Genomic DNA, 20,121 nt, shown 5'->3' with positions numbered 1-20,121 from the left:
TCATGCAATCTTATTTTCTCGATAAACAAGATATCATCAAAGTGACAGGCGATCGATTCTATCGGAGGGGGCTGGACTACGTCAATAAAGGGCGCGTCCAGGGACTGAGCTTCACGCCATCCATCAACCAATGGAAAGCTGTCGTCCGCGGAACCGAAAACTATCCTGTCCGGATTTTTTTCTTTGAGGACGATGATCTGGATGGGGTCTGCAGCTGTCCAGCCTATCACACCCATTATACATGCAAGCACATTGCGGCAGTCTTGATCGCGATCAGCCGGAACCGTTTCGATAGTAACGGATACACCGTCACCGAAGATACAGCGGTCCCGGCTGCTGACCGTCAGACTGACTTTACCGATCGGCTCGTGCAAGCCTTCGTATCCCCTGCCGAGCGCCTGCCATCGAAGCCCCCGGAAACGTTGAAACTGGAATATAAGGTCGAACAGCGCTTCATGCAGACGAACGGCAATACTGTGTTTGAGGTCGAATTGAAGGCAGGGACCAGCCGCACCTATATCGTGCGGCTTGCCGAGGACTTTCTCAAAAGTGTGCTGCATCAGACCCGCTATCAGCTGACGCCGAGCTTCGCCTTCGACCCGCGTGTACATATTGTCACACCAGAAGACAAAGCTATCCTGGAACGATTGCTGGAAGCCTGTGAGAACAGTATGATCCATGATTTCGCAGCTTCCACCCTCCAATCAGAAAAGCGTGCGATCAAACTGACGCCTGCGATAGCCAAAGTTTTGCTGCCGCAGCTTGCAGAAGCTGGTGCCTCACTCCAATTGCTGCATACGGAACCGCTGGACACATTCCATGTGAGTGACAAGCCTGCACGATTGGACTTTTATCTGTCAACGGATGAAGACGAAATGCTCCAGCTTGGGGTACAGGAAATCGCGGCATATGAATATATCAAAACCTATCATTATTTATTCAAGGATGACACGTTGTATCCAGTTCCTGCCGAACAGCGGGAATTGATCAAGGAGCTGTTCTCCATCCTTCCTTATCGGCATGATGCACCGCAAACCGTTTCGACTAAAAACGTCGACAAATTCGTGTCGCAAGTCGTCGGCAAACTGGAACAAATCGGACACGTGCATATCGCCGAAACAGTCCGCAGCAAAATCGAAATGTCTCCTCTTGCTGCCAAAGTATATCTGGATGAAACGGATGATGTACTGCATGCCAGTGTTTCTTTCCATTATGGGAATCACGTCATCCAGCCAGGTCAGCCGCAGACAGACATGCCGGTGATCAAGCGTCAACCAGCCAAGGAAGATGCTGTCCTTCAGCAACTGCATGCTGCTGGATTCCGCTTTTCGAAAGGCCGGTTCCATTTGCTTAATACAGAGTATATGTATCTCTTCCTCCATGAGCATCTGCCCGCTTTACAGGAAATCGCCGAGGTATATATTTCCGATAGAGTGCAGGCGATGCAGGCGGGTGATCAGCATGAAGTTTCTTCCTCGATCCGGCTGCAGCAGGAAAAAGGAATGCTGGAAATCAGCTTCGATGTTTCGGGCTTATCCGAAGCACATATCAATGATGTATTGCAGGCGATGATCGAAAAGAAACGCTATTATCGTATCCCTGACGGCGCATTGCTTGATCTCGGGCAGGAATCCATGGAGAATTTCCAAGACTTCCTGGAACAGCTCCAAATCAAGAAAAGCCAGCTGGAAAATCAGCATATCTTCGTACCGATCGCCCAAAGCATGCAAGTGGAAGAGTCTCTCCGCGGCGCAGAAACGGAAGCTGCTTTCCGCACTTTGATCGAGCGGCTGCGCCACCCGGAACAAATCGAGTTCGCGCTGCCATCCGGACTCCAGGCAGAATTGCGGGATTATCAGCTGACCGGATTCAAATGGATGAAGACACTGGCCCACTATGGTCTCGGCGGCATACTTGCCGATGATATGGGGCTCGGGAAAACATTGCAGACAATTTCCTATCTCACTTCTGAAAGGGAGGCTAATCCATCAGCTAATCCATCGCTGATTGTAGTACCTTCCTCGCTGCTCTATAACTGGCAGAAGGAATTCGAAAAATTTGCACCCGATATGCGGACACTGGTCATTTCCGGCTCGGTGACCGAACGGCAGGAGCAGCTTTCCCGGCTGGAGGAGCATGATATCATCATCACCTCCTACCCGTTATTAAGAATCGATCATCATGTGTATGCAGGACATCTATTCGACAGTCTGATCCTGGATGAAGCACAAGCGATCAAAAACCATACGACCCAGACCGCCAAATCCGTCGGACTGATTCAAGCTGGTAAGCGATTCGCACTCAGCGGCACCCCGATTGAAAACAGGCTGGAGGAACTATGGTCCATCTTCCACACGATATCACCCGGACTGTTCCGGAGCAGGAAATCATTCACCGAAATGGAACCGGAGAAGATTGCCCGGCTGACTCGTCCATTCATCCTGAGACGAGTCAAGACGGATGTGCTGCATGAACTTCCCGAAAAAATCGAGACCACGAACTATTCGGATCTTACCCAGGAACAAAAAGAAGTTTATGTCGGCTATCTGGAGCGGATCCGGAGAAAGATCGACAAAACGATTGCCGAAAAAGGCTTCGATCGCGGAAAGCTCGAGATTCTGGCCGGGCTGACACGACTGCGCCAGATTTGCTGCCATCCTTCTCTATTCATCGAGAATTACACCGGGCAATCCGGTAAATTGGAGCAGCTGCTCGAGGTTGTCCGGGAGCTGAAACAAAATAACAAACGTTTCTTGATTTTCTCCCAGTTTTCCAGCATGCTGGAAATCATCCGGCATGCATTGGATGATACCGACGTATTCTATCTCGATGGCAGTACGCCTGCCAAGGAAAGAATGCAGATGGCAGAAGCATTCAATGAAGGAGAAAGGGACGGCTTCCTGATCAGCTTGAAAGCAGGGGGTACAGGACTGAATCTTACAGGTGCAGATACCGTCATCCTATTCGACCTATGGTGGAATCCGGCTGTTGAAGAGCAAGCCGCCGGTCGTGCCCACAGAATCGGACAGAAAAATGTCGTCCAAGTGATCCGTCTGCTTACACGCGGAACGATCGAGGAACGAATCTTCGAATTGCAGCAGCGCAAGCGCGCCCTCGTCGATCAGATCATCCAACCCGGGGAAACGATGCTCCATACACTTACCGAAGAAGAAATACGCAGCCTGTTATCGATGCAGGACGACTAGAATGAGCAAGCCGCGAAGGCTTGCTCATTTGCTATATATATGGAATGATTCCTGCCACAGCTGTTCTTTGTATGGTGAATGAATTGGATGCCCCTGTCTATTCCTTGTGTAAAATAAACAAAAAGCCCCGAACATAATAGTAAAATATGGTAAAATTTCAAATAAGGAGGAATGAAGATGAAGATAAAAACAACGCTCATCATGACGCTATCTCTCTTAGCTTTATTTACACTGGCTGCTTGTAATGCAGCAAACGAACAAAACGCTTCTGACAATAAGGAGACAGAACCAAACGATATATCTGTAAAAGACAAATCAAGAGAGCAAACAGGAGCAGATGGTGATACATACGAAGAAGACAAGAGCGAAGAAAAAAATCCTGTTACAGGGAACAGCAAGGAGGAGAAGAACACAGGAGCGGCTGCCGAAGAAAAAGATCCTGATACCAATATCAACAATGATGAGAAAAAATCAGAAACACCAGTCCAAGAAAACATAAAAATCTCAAATGGTGAGGAAGCCGTACAATTTCTGAAACAACATCTGGAAGAAGGAAAAAATGAGGACATTTCTTTTGGGACTGATGGAAAGCTATTGACTGATAATACTGGATCTTTTTATATGGTGCAAGTAGTGGATGTTCCTTTGCGCGGATCAGTAAAAACTGGCAACTTAGGCTACTATCAAGTATATCAGAACGGCACTTATGAAGAGTTCCATCCTTCTGTCGATACAAACAATATAAACACTCCGGGAAAAGAAGAATATCTTAAGAGATTGAACGGAATGGAAGAAGCAGATAGAAATGCAGAGGTTAAATCGACCACACAAGATATGATAGATCAAGAAGATGAAAGATATAAAAAATGGGATGCAGTATTAAATGAAATTTATAATGCCCTGCAAGAACAACTTCCTGCTGATGAAATGGACAAATTAAGGGAAGGACAGCGAAATTGGATCAGAAACAGAGATACACAAGCAGAAGAAGCTTCGCTAAAATACGAAGGCGGTACTTTGCAGCCCTTGGAAGCTATAGCTACAAAAGCAACTATTACAAAGGAAAGATGTTATGAGTTAGTAGCGTCCTATATGAAATGACTGGAATCCCCTAAAACAAAAGCCCACACATCTTAGCTTCAGACGAGTGGGCTTATTTCCAATGAGATAACTGCTGCTTTTGATCATTTATATTCAGCTGCTTTCCCGTGAAGCATATCTCCACTGTTCCTGCACAAAGATGATGCCAAGCTCATGCGGTTCCCCTTCATACATCGCACGCTGCTTGATCCGGATTTCCCCTTGGTCATCACGGATTTCCATCTTGCAATACTGGCTGTTCGTCTGGATGGCTTCATAGAATGCCCGTTCCGTTGTCACACGGATACCGTTTACTTTCTCGATCCGCTCACCAGCCAATATTCCCAGTCTGTCAGCCGGGCTTTGGGGAATGACAGCAAGAACGAACAATCCCTTGCTGCTTTCCGTGTAGTACATCTTACGCTTGCGATCTTTACTGCGGAAGTATAGCGTGATCGCCTCCCTGCCGATAAGTGCGATCACAAAAGCCGCAATGGCGAAATAATAGGAGTACATACTTGCCAAGCTCACCGCAAGGGTCAAGAATGCCAAGATCAAGACAGCCTTCCCTTGCTTACGCGCTTCGATGAATGCGGGACGGCCCTTGGCAAAACCATCGATACCAGTAAGCAATGGCACCAGCAGCAGGCCGTAATTCGTTCCATTCAAATGGAAGAATGGCCACCATGGGGCGAAAGGCTCGATGGCACCCGCCGGCACTAACAGGACGAATGGAATGAATAACAGCTTGCGAAACCGATGCTGGCCAATCCAGCGTCCGCGAGGACCCTTTACCAGCTCCGGCAAGGTATCTTCCCTTTTGGTCTTAAGCAGAAGGACAGCTTCTGCAAGCATAAGGATGCTCATGATGAGTGCAAAGCTGATCCAGTTAAGACCTTCCAAATCATCAGCCCAGCCAGCTGGCAGATAGTCAGCAGCATATGGAGCTGCACCTACGGCAAGCAAAAAGCTGAATCCAAAAATATAAGCTGATGACAGCCAAGTGAAACGGAACAAGAGCGTAAGGACAATCGTCACGGCACTTATCAATAAAACGACGACCGGTGCCATGACGATCCCGGCGCCGATGCTTACTGCAGTAAGCAAAAGTGCGAAAATAAGCGATAGCATCCAAGTGCCTGTCCACTCTTTCCCAAAATCGAATACCTTCGTACCGAAGTTATTCCGCTCTTTCCTGATCCTGCTGCTGGAAACGAATAGAGTCAGCAGCAATCCCCAATACAGCAGCGGATTCAAAAAGAAGTTTCCGATCCCATATAGCAGTTCGGTCAACCAATCATTCAGCATTGTGTGTCTCTCCCTATAAACCAACTCTTATGTATACTGTCTATTCTAACATGATAGGCCTCGTTTTCCTATGCCAATAGAAAAAGCCTCCCTTTTTAGGGAGGCTTCGGATCATTGGCGGAAAAGCTCCTGCAGCGCTTTGTCCATTTGATTATCATGCTTGCCATCGCGTACTTGCTCGATGATCTTGGTTTGCAGCAAATCTGCTGTTTCCTGATCCACTTCTCCTGTTGCTTGCAAATCATTATCCAGCTGGAACTGTTTTACTGCTGTTTCAGTCTTTTCATTGAAAAAACCATCTTTACGGCTTGGTTCATATCCCAGGCCTTCCAGCATGATTTGCAGGTTTTTGATTTTGTCATTATTATCGTTAAACTTCAGTGTTTCCTTCTCGTCCAATTGAATCGGAGAACTGTAGAAGTACTCCGGCTGGTCCACTTCGACGGTCGGCTTGATGCCTTTTTCATGGATCCAGTCCCCATTGGGCGTCAGCCACTTGTACAGCGTCAGCTTGAGCATGGAATCATTCTGCAATGGAACGGTTTGCTGTACCGTCCCTTTTCCGAATGTCGTCTTTCCGATCAGTTCATAACCGCCAGCCTGATTCATGGCGCCAGCAAGAATTTCGGATGCAGAAGCACTGCCCTCATCAATCAGGACATTGATCGGGTATTCCTTCTTCTCATTCAGCTCCGTATAAAATTCTTGTTTTTCGCCATTTTTATCTTCGATCTGCAAATACGGTTTATCACTAGGGACAAAATTCTTCAGGATATCCTCCACTGTCGTCAGGATACCGCCTGGATTTCCGCGGACGTCGATGATCAAACCATCGATACCGTCTTTCTCCAGCTTATCCAAAGCCGTTTTGAATTCCTTGGCCGTGCTCTCGGAAAATGATGTGATTTCCAGGACACCAGCTGTCTTTCCATCCACTTCTTTCGTATCGGCATAGACAGTTTCAACAGGAATCTCATCCCGGGTGACGTCTATTTTCAATTCCTCTGACACGCCTGGACGCTTCACTGACAAAGTCACCGTCGTCCCTTTTTCTCCTCGGATCTTATTGACTGCTTGCTGCAGGTCCAAGCCTTGCAAGGAATCGCCATCAACCTCCAGCACTTGATCGTTCGGTCGCAAACCTGCTTCCTCTGCCGGGGAATCCTTGATCGGCGCCACAATCGTCACCTGTTTGTCCACCATGCTCACCTCAGCTCCGATACCCTCGAATGAAGATTCCAGCTGCTGATTCAATTGCGAGGAAGACTCCTCGTCCAGGAAGGAACTGTATGGATCATCCAGGGTTTGCAGCATCCCCTGTATTGCACCTTCCTGCAGCTGCTGCGCATCCGGCTTGGCCAATGCATTATCCCTGATGAGCTCATACGCGTCCTCTACCTCAGAGAGATTGCCTGCATCATCTGAAGCAGATCGGAAACCAGATTCATCCTTTCCGGCATATGATGTAAACGCATAGCTGCCGCCAGCCCCGACAACCAATGCCAAAATGATAGCTATCACGAATGTCACTTTTTTGATCTGCACGTTCGCTCTCATCCTTTCTCACTTGTCCGCTCCGTTAATCCTACTATTATGCCAGACTCCCTCTATCTTATCACTAAAATAGGCAGATGATGTGAAAAAGGCACCTCCATCATCGGAGAATGCCTTTTTCGATTCTGATCTTAGAAATATTTCATTGGGTCGACTGCGTTACTCTTCGCACCATTCCATTTGCCTTCATGAATTTCAAAGTGAAGGTGGGAACCGGTGGATGCACCAGTGTTACCCATTTTCGCAATTTCTTGTCCTCTGGAGACTTTTTCCCCAACGGAAACCCCACGGCTGCTTAGGTGACCATAAAGTGTTTCGTACGTACGTCCATTGATGGAATGCGTAATGATGATAACATTGCCATATCCATTCATCGTGCCACTGTAGGAAACAACACCGCTTGCCGCTGCATGAATCGGTGTTCCAGTAGCATTGGCGATATCCTGTCCATAGTGATTGCTGGACGAGCCGCTTCCGAATGGATCATTCCGGACACCAAATCCAGAGCTCAGGCGACCTTGTGCCGGCCAAGAGAAGATACCAGCTTGTGCTGATTTGGCACTGGAGGAGCTGGAGGAACTGCTTGAACTGGACGAATTGCTGGAACTGCTCGAATTGCTGCTCTTGGAAGAGCTGCTTGATTCAGATGCAGAGCTGGAGGAAGAGGACTTGCTTGCTGCTGCTTTCTTCGCCGCCTCTGCTGCTGCCTTCGCTTCTGCTGCCGCTTTTTCCTGTGCTGCTAAATCAGCTTTCTCGGATTCAGCATTTTCCTGTGCCAATCGAAGTGCTTCAGCTTGGTTGGCTGCAAGCTCCTTCTCTTCTTCGGCAGAAAGGATTTTGTTCCCTAGTTTTTCATATTCCTCTTCCAGCTGCTGTTTCAATTCTTCCTGCTCGCTTGCCTGGGACTTCAGGTCTGCTTTGATATCTTCAAGCTTCGCTTTTTGATCTTCCAGGTTTTTCTTTTCATCTTCACGCTGCTGCTTTTGATCCTCAAGCTTCTGCTTCGCTTGGATATAACCGTTCAAAAGCTCCTTATCGGAATCCATGATCGTTGTAACGGCATTCAGGCGGTTCACCATATCGCTGAAGTTTTTGGAGCCCATCAATACTTGCAAGTACTGGACATCCCCGCCGTTTTGCTGAATGCTGACAAGACGGTCGGATAGTTTATCTTCACGTTTTTCGATATCTTTTTCGGTTTCGACGATATCATTGGAAATCTTCTCGATTTTCTTGTTCGTTTCCGAGATTTCATTTTCTTTATCACTTAAAGCATTTTCATTCTTGTCGATCTCGTTGTTCAAATCATCCAGCTTCGCCATCAGATTTTCCTGCTCAGCCAGGTTATCCGACTGCTCAGACTTGGCGTCATTGATTTCACCTTCGAGTTCGCTTTGCTTACTGTTGTTTTCCTGCTGCTTCTTCTGCAGTTCGTCAATTTCGCTCTGAACGTCAGAGGAAGATTTCGCGGATGTTTGAATCGGAGTATGTAGGATTGTTCCTGCAGCTAATGCAGCTACAAGAACGGGCTTGATCATCTTCTTCATTTCTTCTCTCATTCCCTTTCTTCCTTTACAAGCTTATATATTGTTAGGTTAGTTAGACTTTAAGAAATTTACGGACACTCATGACACTGCCCCAGACACCGATGATTGCACCGATTGCAAGTAATATCCCTGCAAGCTGGAATGCGAATGGTGAGTAAGGGAGGATCTCGACGAAACCGATGCTGATATTATCTGTCATGTTCCCTGACAGATAATAGTATCCGACGAGTACCAGTGCAATTGGGATGATGGCTCCCAATACTCCAAGCAGCAGCCCTTCGATGAAGAACGGCCAGCGGATGAAGGAGTTGGTCGCACCCACCAATTTCATGATGCCGATTTCCCTGCTTCTGGCAATGATCGTGATTTTGATTGTGTTTGAAATCAGGAAGATGGCGGTGAATACCAGCCCAAGGATAAGAACTGCACCGATTATGCGGGCGTACTTACTCACAGTAAAGAGATTCTCTACTGTCGCTTTCCCATAATCCACCTTGTCCACTCCGTCCAGTTTCGCAACTTCGTCAGCAACGGCAGCCGTATCATGCGGATCGGACGTCTTGACGATGTAGGTATCACTCAATGGATTGTCTTGTTCGAATAACTCCCAATCGGTCTGCCCCATATCCTCCATCAGCTGGTTCAACTGCTCGTCCTTCGAGGAATACTTTACGGAACCAACCTTATCAATCGATTCAATCTCACTTTGGATGGACTTCACTTGGTCCTGACCAAGTGTGGGATCGAGATAGACGCTCATTTCGACATCCGACTCGATATTGGTTGCAAACTTGTTCAAGTTGAACACGACAGCCAGGAAGACACCGACTAAGATCAGGGTCACAGTTACCGCCCCGATCGAGGCGATGGTCATCCAGCCGTTACGGAAAATATTCTTGGATCCTTCGCGCAGATGGCGTTTCGCGGTATTAAACTTCATACCCGTAATCACCTCCTGCTTCGTCACGGACAATTCTGCCATTTTCAATGGCGATGACGCGTTTCTTGATTGTATTCACGATTTCTTTGCTGTGCGTTGCCATGATGATTGTCGTACCTTTTTGGTTGATATCCTCCAGCACCTTCATGATGCCCCAGGATGTCTCCGGATCAAGGTTCCCGGTTGGCTCATCGGCGATGACGACCTTCGGATTATTCGCTATTGCCCGGGCAATGGCGACACGCTGCTGTTCCCCTCCTGACAATTCATCAGGTAATGATCTGGCTTTATCCTTTATCCCGACAAGATCCAGCACTTCCATGACACGATCCCGGATGATTTTAGGAGATTCTTCGATTACTTCCAAGGCAAAAGCGACATTTTCATAGACTGTCAGCTTCGGAAGCAATTTGAAATCCTGGTACACAACACCTATTTTCCTTCTGACCCTCGGAATATGGCGTTCCTTATATGTGCTTAAATCTTTGTTATCGACTTTTACGATTCCAGTGCTCGGTTTTTCTCCACGGAAGATCATTTTTACGAATGTGGATTTACCAGCTCCGCTCGGTCCTACCAAATACACGAATTCCCCGCTGTCGATATGCACATTGACGCCATTCAGCGCCGTAACGCCATTGGCATATGTCTTATGCACACCCTTCATTTCTATCATGTTTTAACTCACCTTTGTTTTTATTCTAATCTGCTAATTTACGAACTAAATTATGTCGAACTAATCTGCTAATCTATTAACTTAAGTATGTCGAACATTGGCGAAAGCAATCGAAAAAGCTCTCGAACCTGAAATCATTATAACATCTTATTTGTATTTTTTTAGATGAATTAATATTACATTTATATTTCAAAATATGACAAAAGACATGTTTTTTGAAATATTTTATGCTGTATGCTGTCGTTTTTCCGTGCTGACAGGGTCCAAAAACACAACAAAATACCCATACAGCTCGTGTATGGGTATTTGTCACAATCACGCTATTCCTGCTGATTCCGAAGCCATTCGGCGATTTTCTCCGCCTCTTCTCCCTCCGCTTGGCCGGCTGGCATACCGCCCTTGCCGTTTTCCATGATTTCCACAAGTTCTTCTTGTGTATACTTGGAGCCCAGGGTATCCAGGGGAGGGCCTCCATTGCCGCCGCTCAAATCCTGTCCGTGACACATGGCACAGTTGTTTTCATAGGCTTCTTGCGGTGTTTCGGCTGTTTCATCCTTGCTGCCGCAAGCTGCCAGGATAAACAGGAATGCAAGAATGGTGCTTGCTATCGCCATTTTTTTCAAGAGAATCGCATCCTTTTCTTGTGAGTGGAATGACGGTTCAGCTTGTTATGTTACAGAAGCTTTACAGAAAGCCCTTATAATGTGGAACGCAAATACGCGTTGATGAACGGATCAAGCTGTCCATCCATCACAGCCTGTGTATTTCCCGATTCTTCATTCGTCCGATGATCTTTTACCATGGAATATGGATGGAACACATAGGATCGGATTTGGCTTCCCCAGCCGATTTCTTTTTGTTCCCCGCGGATTTCGTTCAGCTCTTGCTGCTGCTTCTCGATTTCAAGCTGATACAGCTTCGCTTTCAGCATCTTCATTGCATGTTCGCGGTTTTTGATCTGCGAACGTTCGGATTGACATGTAACGACCGTATTGGTGGGGATATGCGTGATCCTTACCGCCGAATCGGTCGTATTGACGTGCTGACCGCCGGCACCGCTCGAACGGTACGTATCGATTTTCAGATCCTCTGTCCGTATGTCCACATCGATGTCATCATCGAATTCCGGCATCACATCACAGGATACAAATGATGTATGGCGGCGTCCGGAACTATCGAATGGCGAGATACGCACAAGACGGTGCACGCCTTTTTCTGCTTTCAAATAGCCATACGCATTCAAGCCTTTGATCAAAAGGGTCACACTTTTCACACCAGCTTCCTCTCCAGGAAGATAATCAAGTGTTTCCACTTTGAAGTTATGCTGTTCTGCCCAGCGCGTGTACATACGCAGCAGCATGCTCGCCCAGTCCTGCGATTCCGTCCCGCCGGCACCTGGGTGCAGTTCAAGGATGGCATTGTTCTTATCATACGGTTCACTCAGCAGCATGAGCAGCTCGAATTCATCGAGTGCTTCGCGCATCGATACTATCTCTTCTTCCAGCTCGCTGCGAAGATCCTCGTCTTCTTCTTCCTTCACCAATTCGAAGGAAACCTCCAAATCTTCATGGCGGGAAACCAGTTTTTCATAGCCTTCCACTGATTCCTTCAAGCCATTGGATTCATTGATGACTTTCTGAGCTCCCTGCTGATCATCCCAGAACGTCGGTTCCAGCATCTGATCCTCCAGCTCAGCGATACGGGCTTTCTTTTGATCTAAGTCAAAGAGACCCCCTAAAGTCAGCTAATTGTTTATCCATACGATCCAGTTCATTTCTGATTTCTGCAAATTCCATTTTCTCTCACCTCATATAAGTCTATGACCGGGACAGAACCCGCGCAACGGCTTGCACGGGACTTCCGGCATCATTGTCCGTGGCAGTTCTTGTATTTTTTGCCGCTTCCGCATGGGCATGGGTCATTTCGTCCTACCGTTTCGCCTTTGACGATCGGGGATTTTTTCTTTTTCTTATCTGCTTGGGTATCATCGCCGCTGACAGCTTGGACACCTTTAGCAACCTGTTCGCGCTGCAGGTTATCACGGATTTCCGCTTTCAGTACATAGCGTGTCACTTCTTCCTTGATGGAAGTGATCATCGCTTCAAACATATTGAAGCCTTCCAGCTGATATTCCCGGAGCGGATCGTTTTGTCCATAAGCACGCAAGTGGATACCTTGGCGAAGCTGATCCATCTGATCGATATGATCCATCCATTTCGTATCAACCGTGCGAAGCAGGATGACCTTTTCGAATTCGCGCATCTGATCAGGTGTCATTTCTTCTTCCTTCTGTTTCAGATGCCTGCGAATCTTTTCAAGCAGCAATTCTTCGATTTCTTCTTCATCTTTATTCTTCAGCTCATCGACTGTCAGCTTATCCTGCGGCAGTAAGTTGGCATGAGCGTATTCAACCAATGCATCAAGCTCCCATGCTTCATCTGAATCATTTGCTGTATGTGCTTGAACGACCATATGGACGGTATCCTTGATCATTTCTTCGATGATCGGGTTCAAATCGTCGCTGTCGATTACCTCGAAGCGCTGTTTATAGATGATTTCCCGCTGTTCACGAAGCACATCATCATAGGAAAGCACCGTTTTACGAGAATCGAAGTTGTTGCCTTCCACTCGTTTTTGAGCGGATTCGACAGCACGTGATACCATTTTGCTCTCGATCGGTGTGCTGTCATCCATGCCTAGACGATCCATCATATTGCGCATATTGTCGGAACCGAACCGGCGCATCAATTCATCTTCCATGGACAGATAGAACTGGGTCACACCCGGGTCTCCCTGACGGCCGGCACGACCGCGCAGCTGGTTGTCGATACGACGGGATTCATGACGCTCTGTACCGATGACAGCAAGACCGCCCAGTTCCCGCACACCTTCACCAAGCTTGATATCCGTACCGCGTCCAGCCATATTCGTGGCAATCGTCACAGCGCCTTTTTGACCCGCGTCCTCGATGATCTCTGCTTCACGATGGTGATTCTTCGCATTCAATACATTATGCGGCACACCGGCGCGCTTCAGCATCTTGCTGATCAGTTCGGAAGTCTCGACGGCTACTGTACCGACAAGCACTGGCTGGCCAGTTGCATGGCGGGCCTTGATTTCTTCGACAACGGCACGGAACTTGCCTTCCATGGATTTGAAAATGAAGTCGGATTTATCCTCACGCGTGATTTCCCTGTTGGTAGGGATGACAAGCACATCCATGTTATAGATATTGCGGAACTCTTCTTCCTCTGTCTTCGCTGTACCGGTCATACCGGCAAGCTTTTTGTACATCCGGAAATAGTTCTGGAAAGTGATGCTGGCAAGCGTCATACTTTCATTCTGGATCTGCAGGCCTTCCTTCGCTTCGATAGCCTGGTGAAGACCGTCGCTGTAGCGGCGTCCCTTCATGAGACGTCCGGTGAAGCTGTCGACGATGATGACCTCGCCTTCTTCGACTACATAATCCGTATCGCGCTGCATCGTCACATGTGCTTTCAGCGCTTGATTGATATGATGCGTAATGGACACATTCTTCAAATCGAACAAGTTTTCCAGACCGAAGAACTTCTCTGCCTTGTTGATGCCTTCCTCCGTCAGCAAAACAGATTTCGTCTTGATATCATTTGTATAATCTTCTTCCTTCTTCAGCATACGAACAAACGAGTTGGCCTGCGTATACAGACTTGCCGATTTCGCAGCTGAACCGGAGATGATCAGCGGTGTCCGTGCTTCATCGATCAAGATGGAATCGACCTCATCGATGATGGCAAAATGAAGCGGACGCTGTACCATCTGCTCCTTATACAGCACCATATTATCCCGCAAATAATCGAATCCAAGCTCATTGTTCGTACTGTAAGTGATGTCTGCAGCATATGCTTCCTGCTTCTGCTCCCGTGTCATGCCCACACTATTGAGCCCGACGGTCAAGCCGAGGAATTCGAATAGCGGACGGTTATTTTCCATATCACGGCCGGCGAGATAATCATTGACTGTGACGATATGCACGCCCTTGCCGGCTAAAGCATTCAAGTAAGCAGGCATTGTACTTGCCAGTGTTTTACCTTCCCCTGTTTTCATTTCGGCAATATTGCCGCCATGGATGGCGATACCGCCAAGCAGCTGTACATGGAAAGGTCGCATGCCGAGCACTCGGTCAGCCGCTTCCCGCACGGTTGCAAAGGCTTCCGGCAGCAAATCATCCAAGGACTCGCCATCCTGATAACGTTTTTTAAATTGCGTCGTCTTTTCTTTTAATTGTTCATCTGTATATCCACGATATTCGTCTGCTAAACTTTCTATTTGTTCGGCTGTTTTCTGGGCACGGCTTACTTGCTTCTGCGTACCGTCTCCAAACACCCGTTTTAGTAGTCCACGCATCATAACGCTCCTCTTTTAAATCAAAAAAGTATAGTCCAAAAATAATAATAACACTAGGCTTGACGGTTTACAAGAAAGGGTAATCAGCCCATCCAAAAAAGCAAAAAACAGCGACGCCAACAGACGCCGCTTAACATGGAAGGAGTGTGCCATGTCGGATATTCGCAGTATCGTAATCGCTACTCCAGCCGCTTGAATACCACCGTCAATGGAATGCGCAGCCTCCAGAGGGGAGACTGCGGCATCCTGGTGGGAGTCTTGCGGGGAAAAGGAAGTCTGCCCCTCAGAAGACACGTGATCCGGAGGACAGATCACGCTGCATTTGTTCGATGCACCAGCGCTCGAGCTGCTCCTGCTTCCATTGAAGTTCTGCCAGCCTTCGATTGGTCGCCGCAATGATCTCGAGAAGCTGTGTGATCGTATGCTCATGCTGTGTGAGTTGGGAATGGGAGACTCTTTGGACAGCATTATCTGAATGTCTGATGGTCAGTACCCCCTTTGTTGTAGCTGACTTATTTATAACACAGGACTTTCGAAAGGGAAAATGACCGTTTTCGTAAAACGGCCAGGGACTTTCCTCATAAAGCACAAGATTTCCTCACCATCCGACAGTTTTCATCTCTTTTTTTAAGTGATTACGAGATAATCTCCCCATCGTTTTTGCAAAACGGCTTAAATGTAAAAAGGCAGACACGAAAGTGCCTGCCTTGTATTTCTTTTATCAGTTAGGCTCAATGAGCCCATATCTTCCATCTTTACGTTTGTAGACTACATTCGTATCTCCTGTAACGGAGTTCGTATAAACGAAGAAGCTATGCCCCAGCATATCCATCTGCAGGATTGCTTCGTCGGAATCCATCGGTTTCAGGTCAAAACGCTTGTTCCGTACAATTTCGAACGAACTAAGGTCTTCTTCATCTTCAGCAGCTGCGACGACTGCTCCGGCTGCACTTTCATTCTCCAGAGCAGCGAATGCATGCTTCGGTGCATCCCCGCTCTGGCGGGAGCGCCGATTCACTTTCGTCTTATGCTTCTTGATCTGCCGTTCCAGTTTCGTTACGACCAGATCGATCGCGGCATATAGATCGGTATGACTTTCCTCTGCCCGCAGCAGCAGGTTCTTCATCGGGATTGTCACTTCGATCTTCGACTCATTGTTATGGACACTCAAGTTTACGTGAACCTCGGAATTCACCGGAGAATCGAAATATCTCTCCAATTTGCCTACCTTCTTCTCAACGTAGTTCTTGATCGCTTCTGTAGCCTCGACATTCTCGCCACGAATATTGTACTTCATAACAAGTGTCCTCCTTTCATCCTTACGAGGTACTTTCTACATTCCCTTTACAAACCCTTTATAAACAAAAAATAAATCAGAAAAATAAAAAAATGGTCGGAACCTGTCACGAAATGGACACGAATAAAATAACAAACGATAAAACGCCCGGACCATTATAGGTTCGGGCGTTCTTCATTTCCGTTTATCCAAAAACCTGCCATCAAACGTATGCATGCTGGCATATGGGTTGATATATTTTTTACCGGACTGCTTTTGCTTATTGATCATCCGTATATCCATTTTCAATTGCTCGAAAATCTGCTGCACATGCTTGCTGATCCGTTCATTCATCGGCAATAGCGCCTTGCCCAGCTGCTTTTCTTCATTTGTGAAAGGAGGCTTCAGCTCGTCCATCTGTTCAGAACGGATACCCAGCAGCTCTGTAAGGGAATGGACGACTTCTTCCCGATTCTCGGCTGTCACAGGCTGACTGACGAGTACATCCAATTCAGAAGTCGTGTCATACAATGCCTGCACCCGATTCATCAGACAGACGCTCCTGTACCGAATTGCTGCTTGCGCGCCTGTTTGACGACTTCCTTCCAAGTGTCACGGAAATCCGTGATCAGTTCCAATGCAGCACTGAGCGCTTGCGGATCATTATGTGTATTTGCCTGAATCAGCTGCTGATTGATAAAGTCATATAAAGGCATGATTTCTTTGGAGATTGGAATGTCAGGATCCAAAGTAATCATTAACTCACGCACGATATTCTGCGCTTTTTGGATATTGGTATTCTTCGCCTCGATATCCTTTGTTTCCAATGCCTGCTGAGCAAATTTGATGAATTTGATACAGCCGTTATACAGCATGAGTGTCAGTTCACCTGGTGAAGCGGTCTGGACGGAATTTTGCTGATACGCCTGGTAATTTTTTACCGACATGATTGTCATACTCCTTTTACGCCGTTCCGAAGTTAGACATCAGATAAGCGGATTGTTGATTCAATTGGCTTATGGCTTGTTCCATGGCTGAGAATTGGCGCCAGTATCGATCTTCTACATCTTTTAGATAATCCTGATAAGACTCGATTCTATCATTGACTTCATTTAAGCTCTTGCCAATCGTGAATTGATCATTTGTATAAGTCGATTTACCAGCCTTGTTATAGATATTGTCCATTGTCTTTTTAAGGGAATCTTCCAAACGATTGAGCAATCCCCTTGATTCATCTTCTGTATTATTATAAAAGAGCTTGTGGACCGCATCGGGATCCTCCGTCAAGGCTTCCCTTAGTTTTGTTTCATCTATGACCAGTTTCCCATTATCGCGCCACTCTTTGGAAGTTGTGATGCCGATTTGGGTCAAGTGCGTAAATGTCCCGCCGTTCTCTACCGAGCTGTACCAGGTCGAACGAAGTCCCGAAAGACCAGAGGTCAATGTAGAGTCACTTCTCAACAGACCGCTCTTCGCCTTCTCTTCCCACAACTTGATTTCATCCTCGGACATTTCTTCCTTTTGAGCTTCTGTGAGAGGAGGATAATCGCGGTATTTCTGCTCCGTCAGCTTTCCGTTCACTTCTTCGATCAGCTTGTTGTATTCATCGACGAGTGCCGTGATTTTCTCGACGGCCGCATCCACATCATTGCTGACTGTCACTGTTGCTGCACCATTTGTCGGAGCCGTGAAGTTCAGCGTCATGCCATTTAAATTATAGCTGTTTTCGGTGGTCGTAATCTCCAGCTTGTCGTTATAAACAAGCACCGCATTCTGGCCCTTTGATTCTTCATTTTCATCCAGATTCAAGAAACTCGTGAAGAAGTTATTGGTGCTGGCATCGAAACTGATCTCCGGTCCGCCATCTTTATTGAACTGCCCGGTATCTTTCTTCTCGATGACAACTTTTCTTGTCTGTTCGTCATAGAAAGCGCGGACACCCGCGTCAGAATTTGTAATATCTGAAAGGATATCATTCAAGCTGTCGGTTGTTTCATAAGAAAAATCATGCACCTGTTCGTTGCCATCTTGATCATATGTCGTGATGGAGAAAGATAAATCGGCTTCTGTGACTTTTTTTCCTCCCGCAAACGTTTGCTCTCCTATTGCAGCGTCAGGATCGAAACCAGCTTCTGCAATGCTTGAACCACTTGTATTGATAGAGGCCTTTGCGATTTGCTTCACATTGATCGTAAAGTTGCCATCCGGAGCGGCTGACCCAGCCGTAACTGTCAAGGCACTGCTTGTTGAACTAGTCGACTTTGTATTGAAGTTTGTCGATAATCTCATGTCTTTGACTTTTTCATAAAAACTATTTAATGAAGTATTCACTTCCCGATATGCATCCTGCTGCCAGGTCAGCGTCGTTTGCTGCTGCTGAAGTTTGTATAATTTCTGGCGCTCTGCATTCATCAATTGTTCCACGAGGGAATCCGTATCGATTCCGGAAGCAAGTCCCCCTACACGCATGGAATTGCTGCTGCTGGAAGAAACACTATCTACCATATGATCACCTGCTCCTTATATTTTTTCATCTACGAGCAAACCCATGAATTCCGCCATCTTGGCATAGGCATCCAATAATTTCTTCGGCGGGATTTCCCTGACGACTTGCTTCGTATCGGAATCGACCACAGTCACATAATAACGTTCCAGTTCTTCATGCAACTCGAATTTCAAATTTGTATGGGTCGGTTCCAAAAATTGATTCATTGTTTCAATCACTTGTTCGAAATCTGATTTGTCAAAATCGATATATGGGTTGGAGCCATCCGAAGCGGTCTCCTGTTTACGTATTGTTTCGCTCGCTGCGGGACGACTTTCTCCCGACTGGTGTGTAACATGCTGTGAAGCGGTAGACAATTTATCAATCATCAAAGCCATCTCCTTGCACATGCGTTTCTTTTTATATCGGCAGAATGACAGGGATGTGAAGAAGCAAAACAAAAAAACGCAGAAAAAAACGGGCACTTCTTTCTGTACCCGCCTGCTTGTCATCAATTATGGACTAACTTGTGATCCGAAGCCTCACTGGCAAGATAGGCTGCTGCAGTTCATGTGCTGCCTTGTCAAGATCGATCAGCTATCTTTCTGCTGATGGAAAAGGGCGAAACACATCATGTAAGCATTTTCAAATCAGTTAATGGAGATACGGCTGCTAGTACGGATTGCCTGTGTCAATGTTGCGGTTGTTTTGACATTGAAGCTGACTCCCAGCTGGACTGCCGTCTGGGCAATTTCAGGGCGCATTCCGGAAATCACCGTTTCCACCCCGACTAATTTCAGCGCGTCGACAAGATAAAAGATTTGCTGGGCAACCATCGTGTCGATGATGATGACGCCGGAGAGATCGATGAACAGCAAATCGACATCCTGTTCGGTACATGCGCGAAGTGTATTCTCCAATATCAGTTTCGCTCTGTTCGTGTCAATGTCACCTACCAATGGCAGCAGGGCTGTCGTATCATTCAACAGGATGACTGGAGAGCTGAGTTCATTGATCATCTCCTGCTGTGCCTGCAGCTTCCGATTCGAATAATGATGCATTTCCTCCGTCACTTTCAGGATCACCTGATCAACGGCTGTGATTATTTCGCGGTTCCAAAGTTCAAGCATTTCCCGTTCGATCGTGTCTTTATGTAAATGATAAAATTCATTGATCAAATCAAGGTACTGCTTCCGAGTGACAACAAATTCACGGATGATTTGATGCGTGGGCGTATTCAGATGTTTTTCATCCCGCGCAATGGAAATAATCCACTCTTCGAAATTTTTGCTGAAAGTTTCTTTGTCTTCAATGAAGATACGAAAGAAGTGAAGATGAAAATCGTAGTTTTGCTTTTTGAGGTTTTCTATCGTTTCTGGATCACGGGTTGCGTAAACGCCAGAGCTGTTATGCTTATCAAGCTGCCGATACCAATCTTCCGTAAGGTCCTTCGCTTTTTGTTCCAAAAACAAATACAAGTCTTTATTCCTATGCATACTCCTGTTCCTCCTGAGGTTCATTTAACTTCTCTGTTTAAATATATGTAATTTTGCCATTCTTGTAAATTTACAAGTAATAATTTGGAAAATATTCATTCCTCCCGAATCAGGAGGATTGTCCTCTTCTATCTACCCATAACCTATTCATTCAAAACCTATTCCGGAAA

17 protein-coding genes are annotated in these 20,121 nt (G+C 46.6%); 2 read left to right on the top strand and 15 right to left on the bottom strand.

Going from position 1 to position 20,121, the window contains the following annotated elements:
- Positions 1–2 precede the first annotated feature (2 nt).
- Together MHI54_RS13080 and MHI54_RS13075 are read left to right on the top strand one after the other, a co-directional pair.
- Positions 3–3,206 (top strand): DEAD/DEAH box helicase, encoded by a 3,204-nt coding sequence (locus tag MHI54_RS13080; protein WP_340081764.1) that lies wholly within the window; start codon positions 3–5, stop codon positions 3,204–3,206.
- 177 nt (positions 3,207–3,383) lie between these two features.
- Complete coding sequence (locus MHI54_RS13075) at positions 3,384–4,307, top strand: lysozyme inhibitor LprI family protein (protein ID WP_340081761.1); 924 nt, start codon at positions 3,384–3,386, stop codon at positions 4,305–4,307.
- Positions 4,308–4,400: 93 nt separating this feature from the next.
- Here the strand turns inward: MHI54_RS13075 and MHI54_RS13070 are convergent, their stop codons facing one another.
- The 15 genes from MHI54_RS13070 to MHI54_RS13000 form a co-directional block, all read right to left on the bottom strand.
- Positions 4,401–5,594 (bottom strand): PDZ domain-containing protein, encoded by a 1,194-nt coding sequence (locus tag MHI54_RS13070; RefSeq protein ID WP_340081759.1) that lies wholly within the window; start codon positions 5,592–5,594, stop codon positions 4,401–4,403.
- A gap of 111 nt (positions 5,595–5,705) precedes the next feature.
- Complete coding sequence (locus MHI54_RS13065; RefSeq protein ID WP_340082952.1) at positions 5,706–7,133, bottom strand: S41 family peptidase; 1,428 nt, start codon at positions 7,131–7,133, stop codon at positions 5,706–5,708.
- A gap of 146 nt (positions 7,134–7,279) precedes the next feature.
- Positions 7,280–8,707, bottom strand: coding sequence for a peptidoglycan DD-metalloendopeptidase family protein (locus tag MHI54_RS13060; RefSeq protein WP_340081757.1), 1,428 nt, complete (start codon positions 8,705–8,707; stop codon positions 7,280–7,282).
- 40 nt (positions 8,708–8,747) lie between these two features.
- A complete protein-coding gene (gene ftsX, locus MHI54_RS13055) occupies positions 8,748–9,635 on the bottom strand; it encodes a permease-like cell division protein FtsX (RefSeq protein ID WP_340081755.1) in 888 nt (295 codons plus the stop codon).
- On the bottom strand, positions 9,625–10,311 hold the full coding sequence (ftsE, locus tag MHI54_RS13050) for a cell division ATP-binding protein FtsE (RefSeq protein ID WP_095216124.1): 687 nt from the start codon (positions 10,309–10,311) through the stop codon (positions 9,625–9,627). Before ftsE ends, ftsX begins: the two co-directional genes overlap by 11 nt.
- Positions 10,312–10,631: 320 nt before the next feature.
- Positions 10,632–10,925, bottom strand: coding sequence for a cytochrome c (locus MHI54_RS13045; RefSeq protein WP_095216136.1), 294 nt, complete (start codon positions 10,923–10,925; stop codon positions 10,632–10,634).
- An 83-nt stretch (positions 10,926–11,008) separates the two neighbouring features.
- Positions 11,009–12,107 (bottom strand): peptide chain release factor 2 gene (prfB, locus tag MHI54_RS13040; RefSeq protein WP_143594490.1). Its coding sequence is split into 2 segments (ribosomal slippage): positions 11,009–12,043 and positions 12,045–12,107, totalling 1,098 coding nucleotides; the frame shifts between segments, so codons are not numbered across the junction.
- A 70-nt stretch (positions 12,108–12,177) separates the two neighbouring features.
- Positions 12,178–14,694: a preprotein translocase subunit SecA gene (gene secA, locus MHI54_RS13035; protein ID WP_340082950.1), complete on the bottom strand. Its 2,517-nt coding sequence runs from the start codon at positions 14,692–14,694 to the stop codon at positions 12,178–12,180.
- Positions 14,695–14,977: 283 nt separating this feature from the next.
- On the bottom strand, positions 14,978–15,283 hold the full coding sequence (locus tag MHI54_RS13030) for a hypothetical protein (protein WP_340081750.1): 306 nt from the start codon (positions 15,281–15,283) through the stop codon (positions 14,978–14,980).
- Positions 15,284–15,415: 132 nt separating this feature from the next.
- On the bottom strand, positions 15,416–15,991 hold the full coding sequence (gene raiA, locus MHI54_RS13025) for a ribosome-associated translation inhibitor RaiA (RefSeq protein WP_095216126.1): 576 nt from the start codon (positions 15,989–15,991) through the stop codon (positions 15,416–15,418).
- A 174-nt stretch (positions 15,992–16,165) separates the two neighbouring features.
- Positions 16,166–16,519, bottom strand: coding sequence for a flagellar protein FliT (locus tag MHI54_RS13020; protein ID WP_095216127.1), 354 nt, complete (start codon positions 16,517–16,519; stop codon positions 16,166–16,168).
- Entirely contained in the window at positions 16,519–16,917 is a 399-nt protein-coding gene (gene fliS / locus MHI54_RS13015) for a flagellar export chaperone FliS (RefSeq protein WP_095216128.1), read from the bottom strand. The genes MHI54_RS13020 and fliS overlap by 1 nt, the downstream gene beginning before the upstream one ends.
- Before the next feature lie 16 nt (positions 16,918–16,933).
- Entirely contained in the window at positions 16,934–18,475 is a 1,542-nt protein-coding gene (locus MHI54_RS13010; protein ID WP_340081742.1) for a flagellar hook-associated protein 2, read from the bottom strand.
- A gap of 15 nt (positions 18,476–18,490) precedes the next feature.
- Positions 18,491–18,844: a flagellar protein FlaG gene (gene flaG / locus MHI54_RS13005; RefSeq protein WP_095216130.1), complete on the bottom strand. Its 354-nt coding sequence runs from the start codon at positions 18,842–18,844 to the stop codon at positions 18,491–18,493.
- A 261-nt stretch (positions 18,845–19,105) separates the two neighbouring features.
- Positions 19,106–19,951, bottom strand: a complete 846-nt coding sequence (locus MHI54_RS13000; protein WP_095216131.1) for an STAS domain-containing protein — start codon at positions 19,949–19,951, stop codon at positions 19,106–19,108.
- Positions 19,952–20,121 lie beyond the last annotated feature (170 nt).

The organism is Terribacillus sp. FSL K6-0262 (genome assembly GCF_037977385.1).
GTDB lineage: Bacteria > Bacillota > Bacilli > Bacillales > Amphibacillaceae > Terribacillus.
Note: the sequence above shows the minus strand (reverse complement) of the source record. Positions and strands in the feature narration are given on the sequence as shown.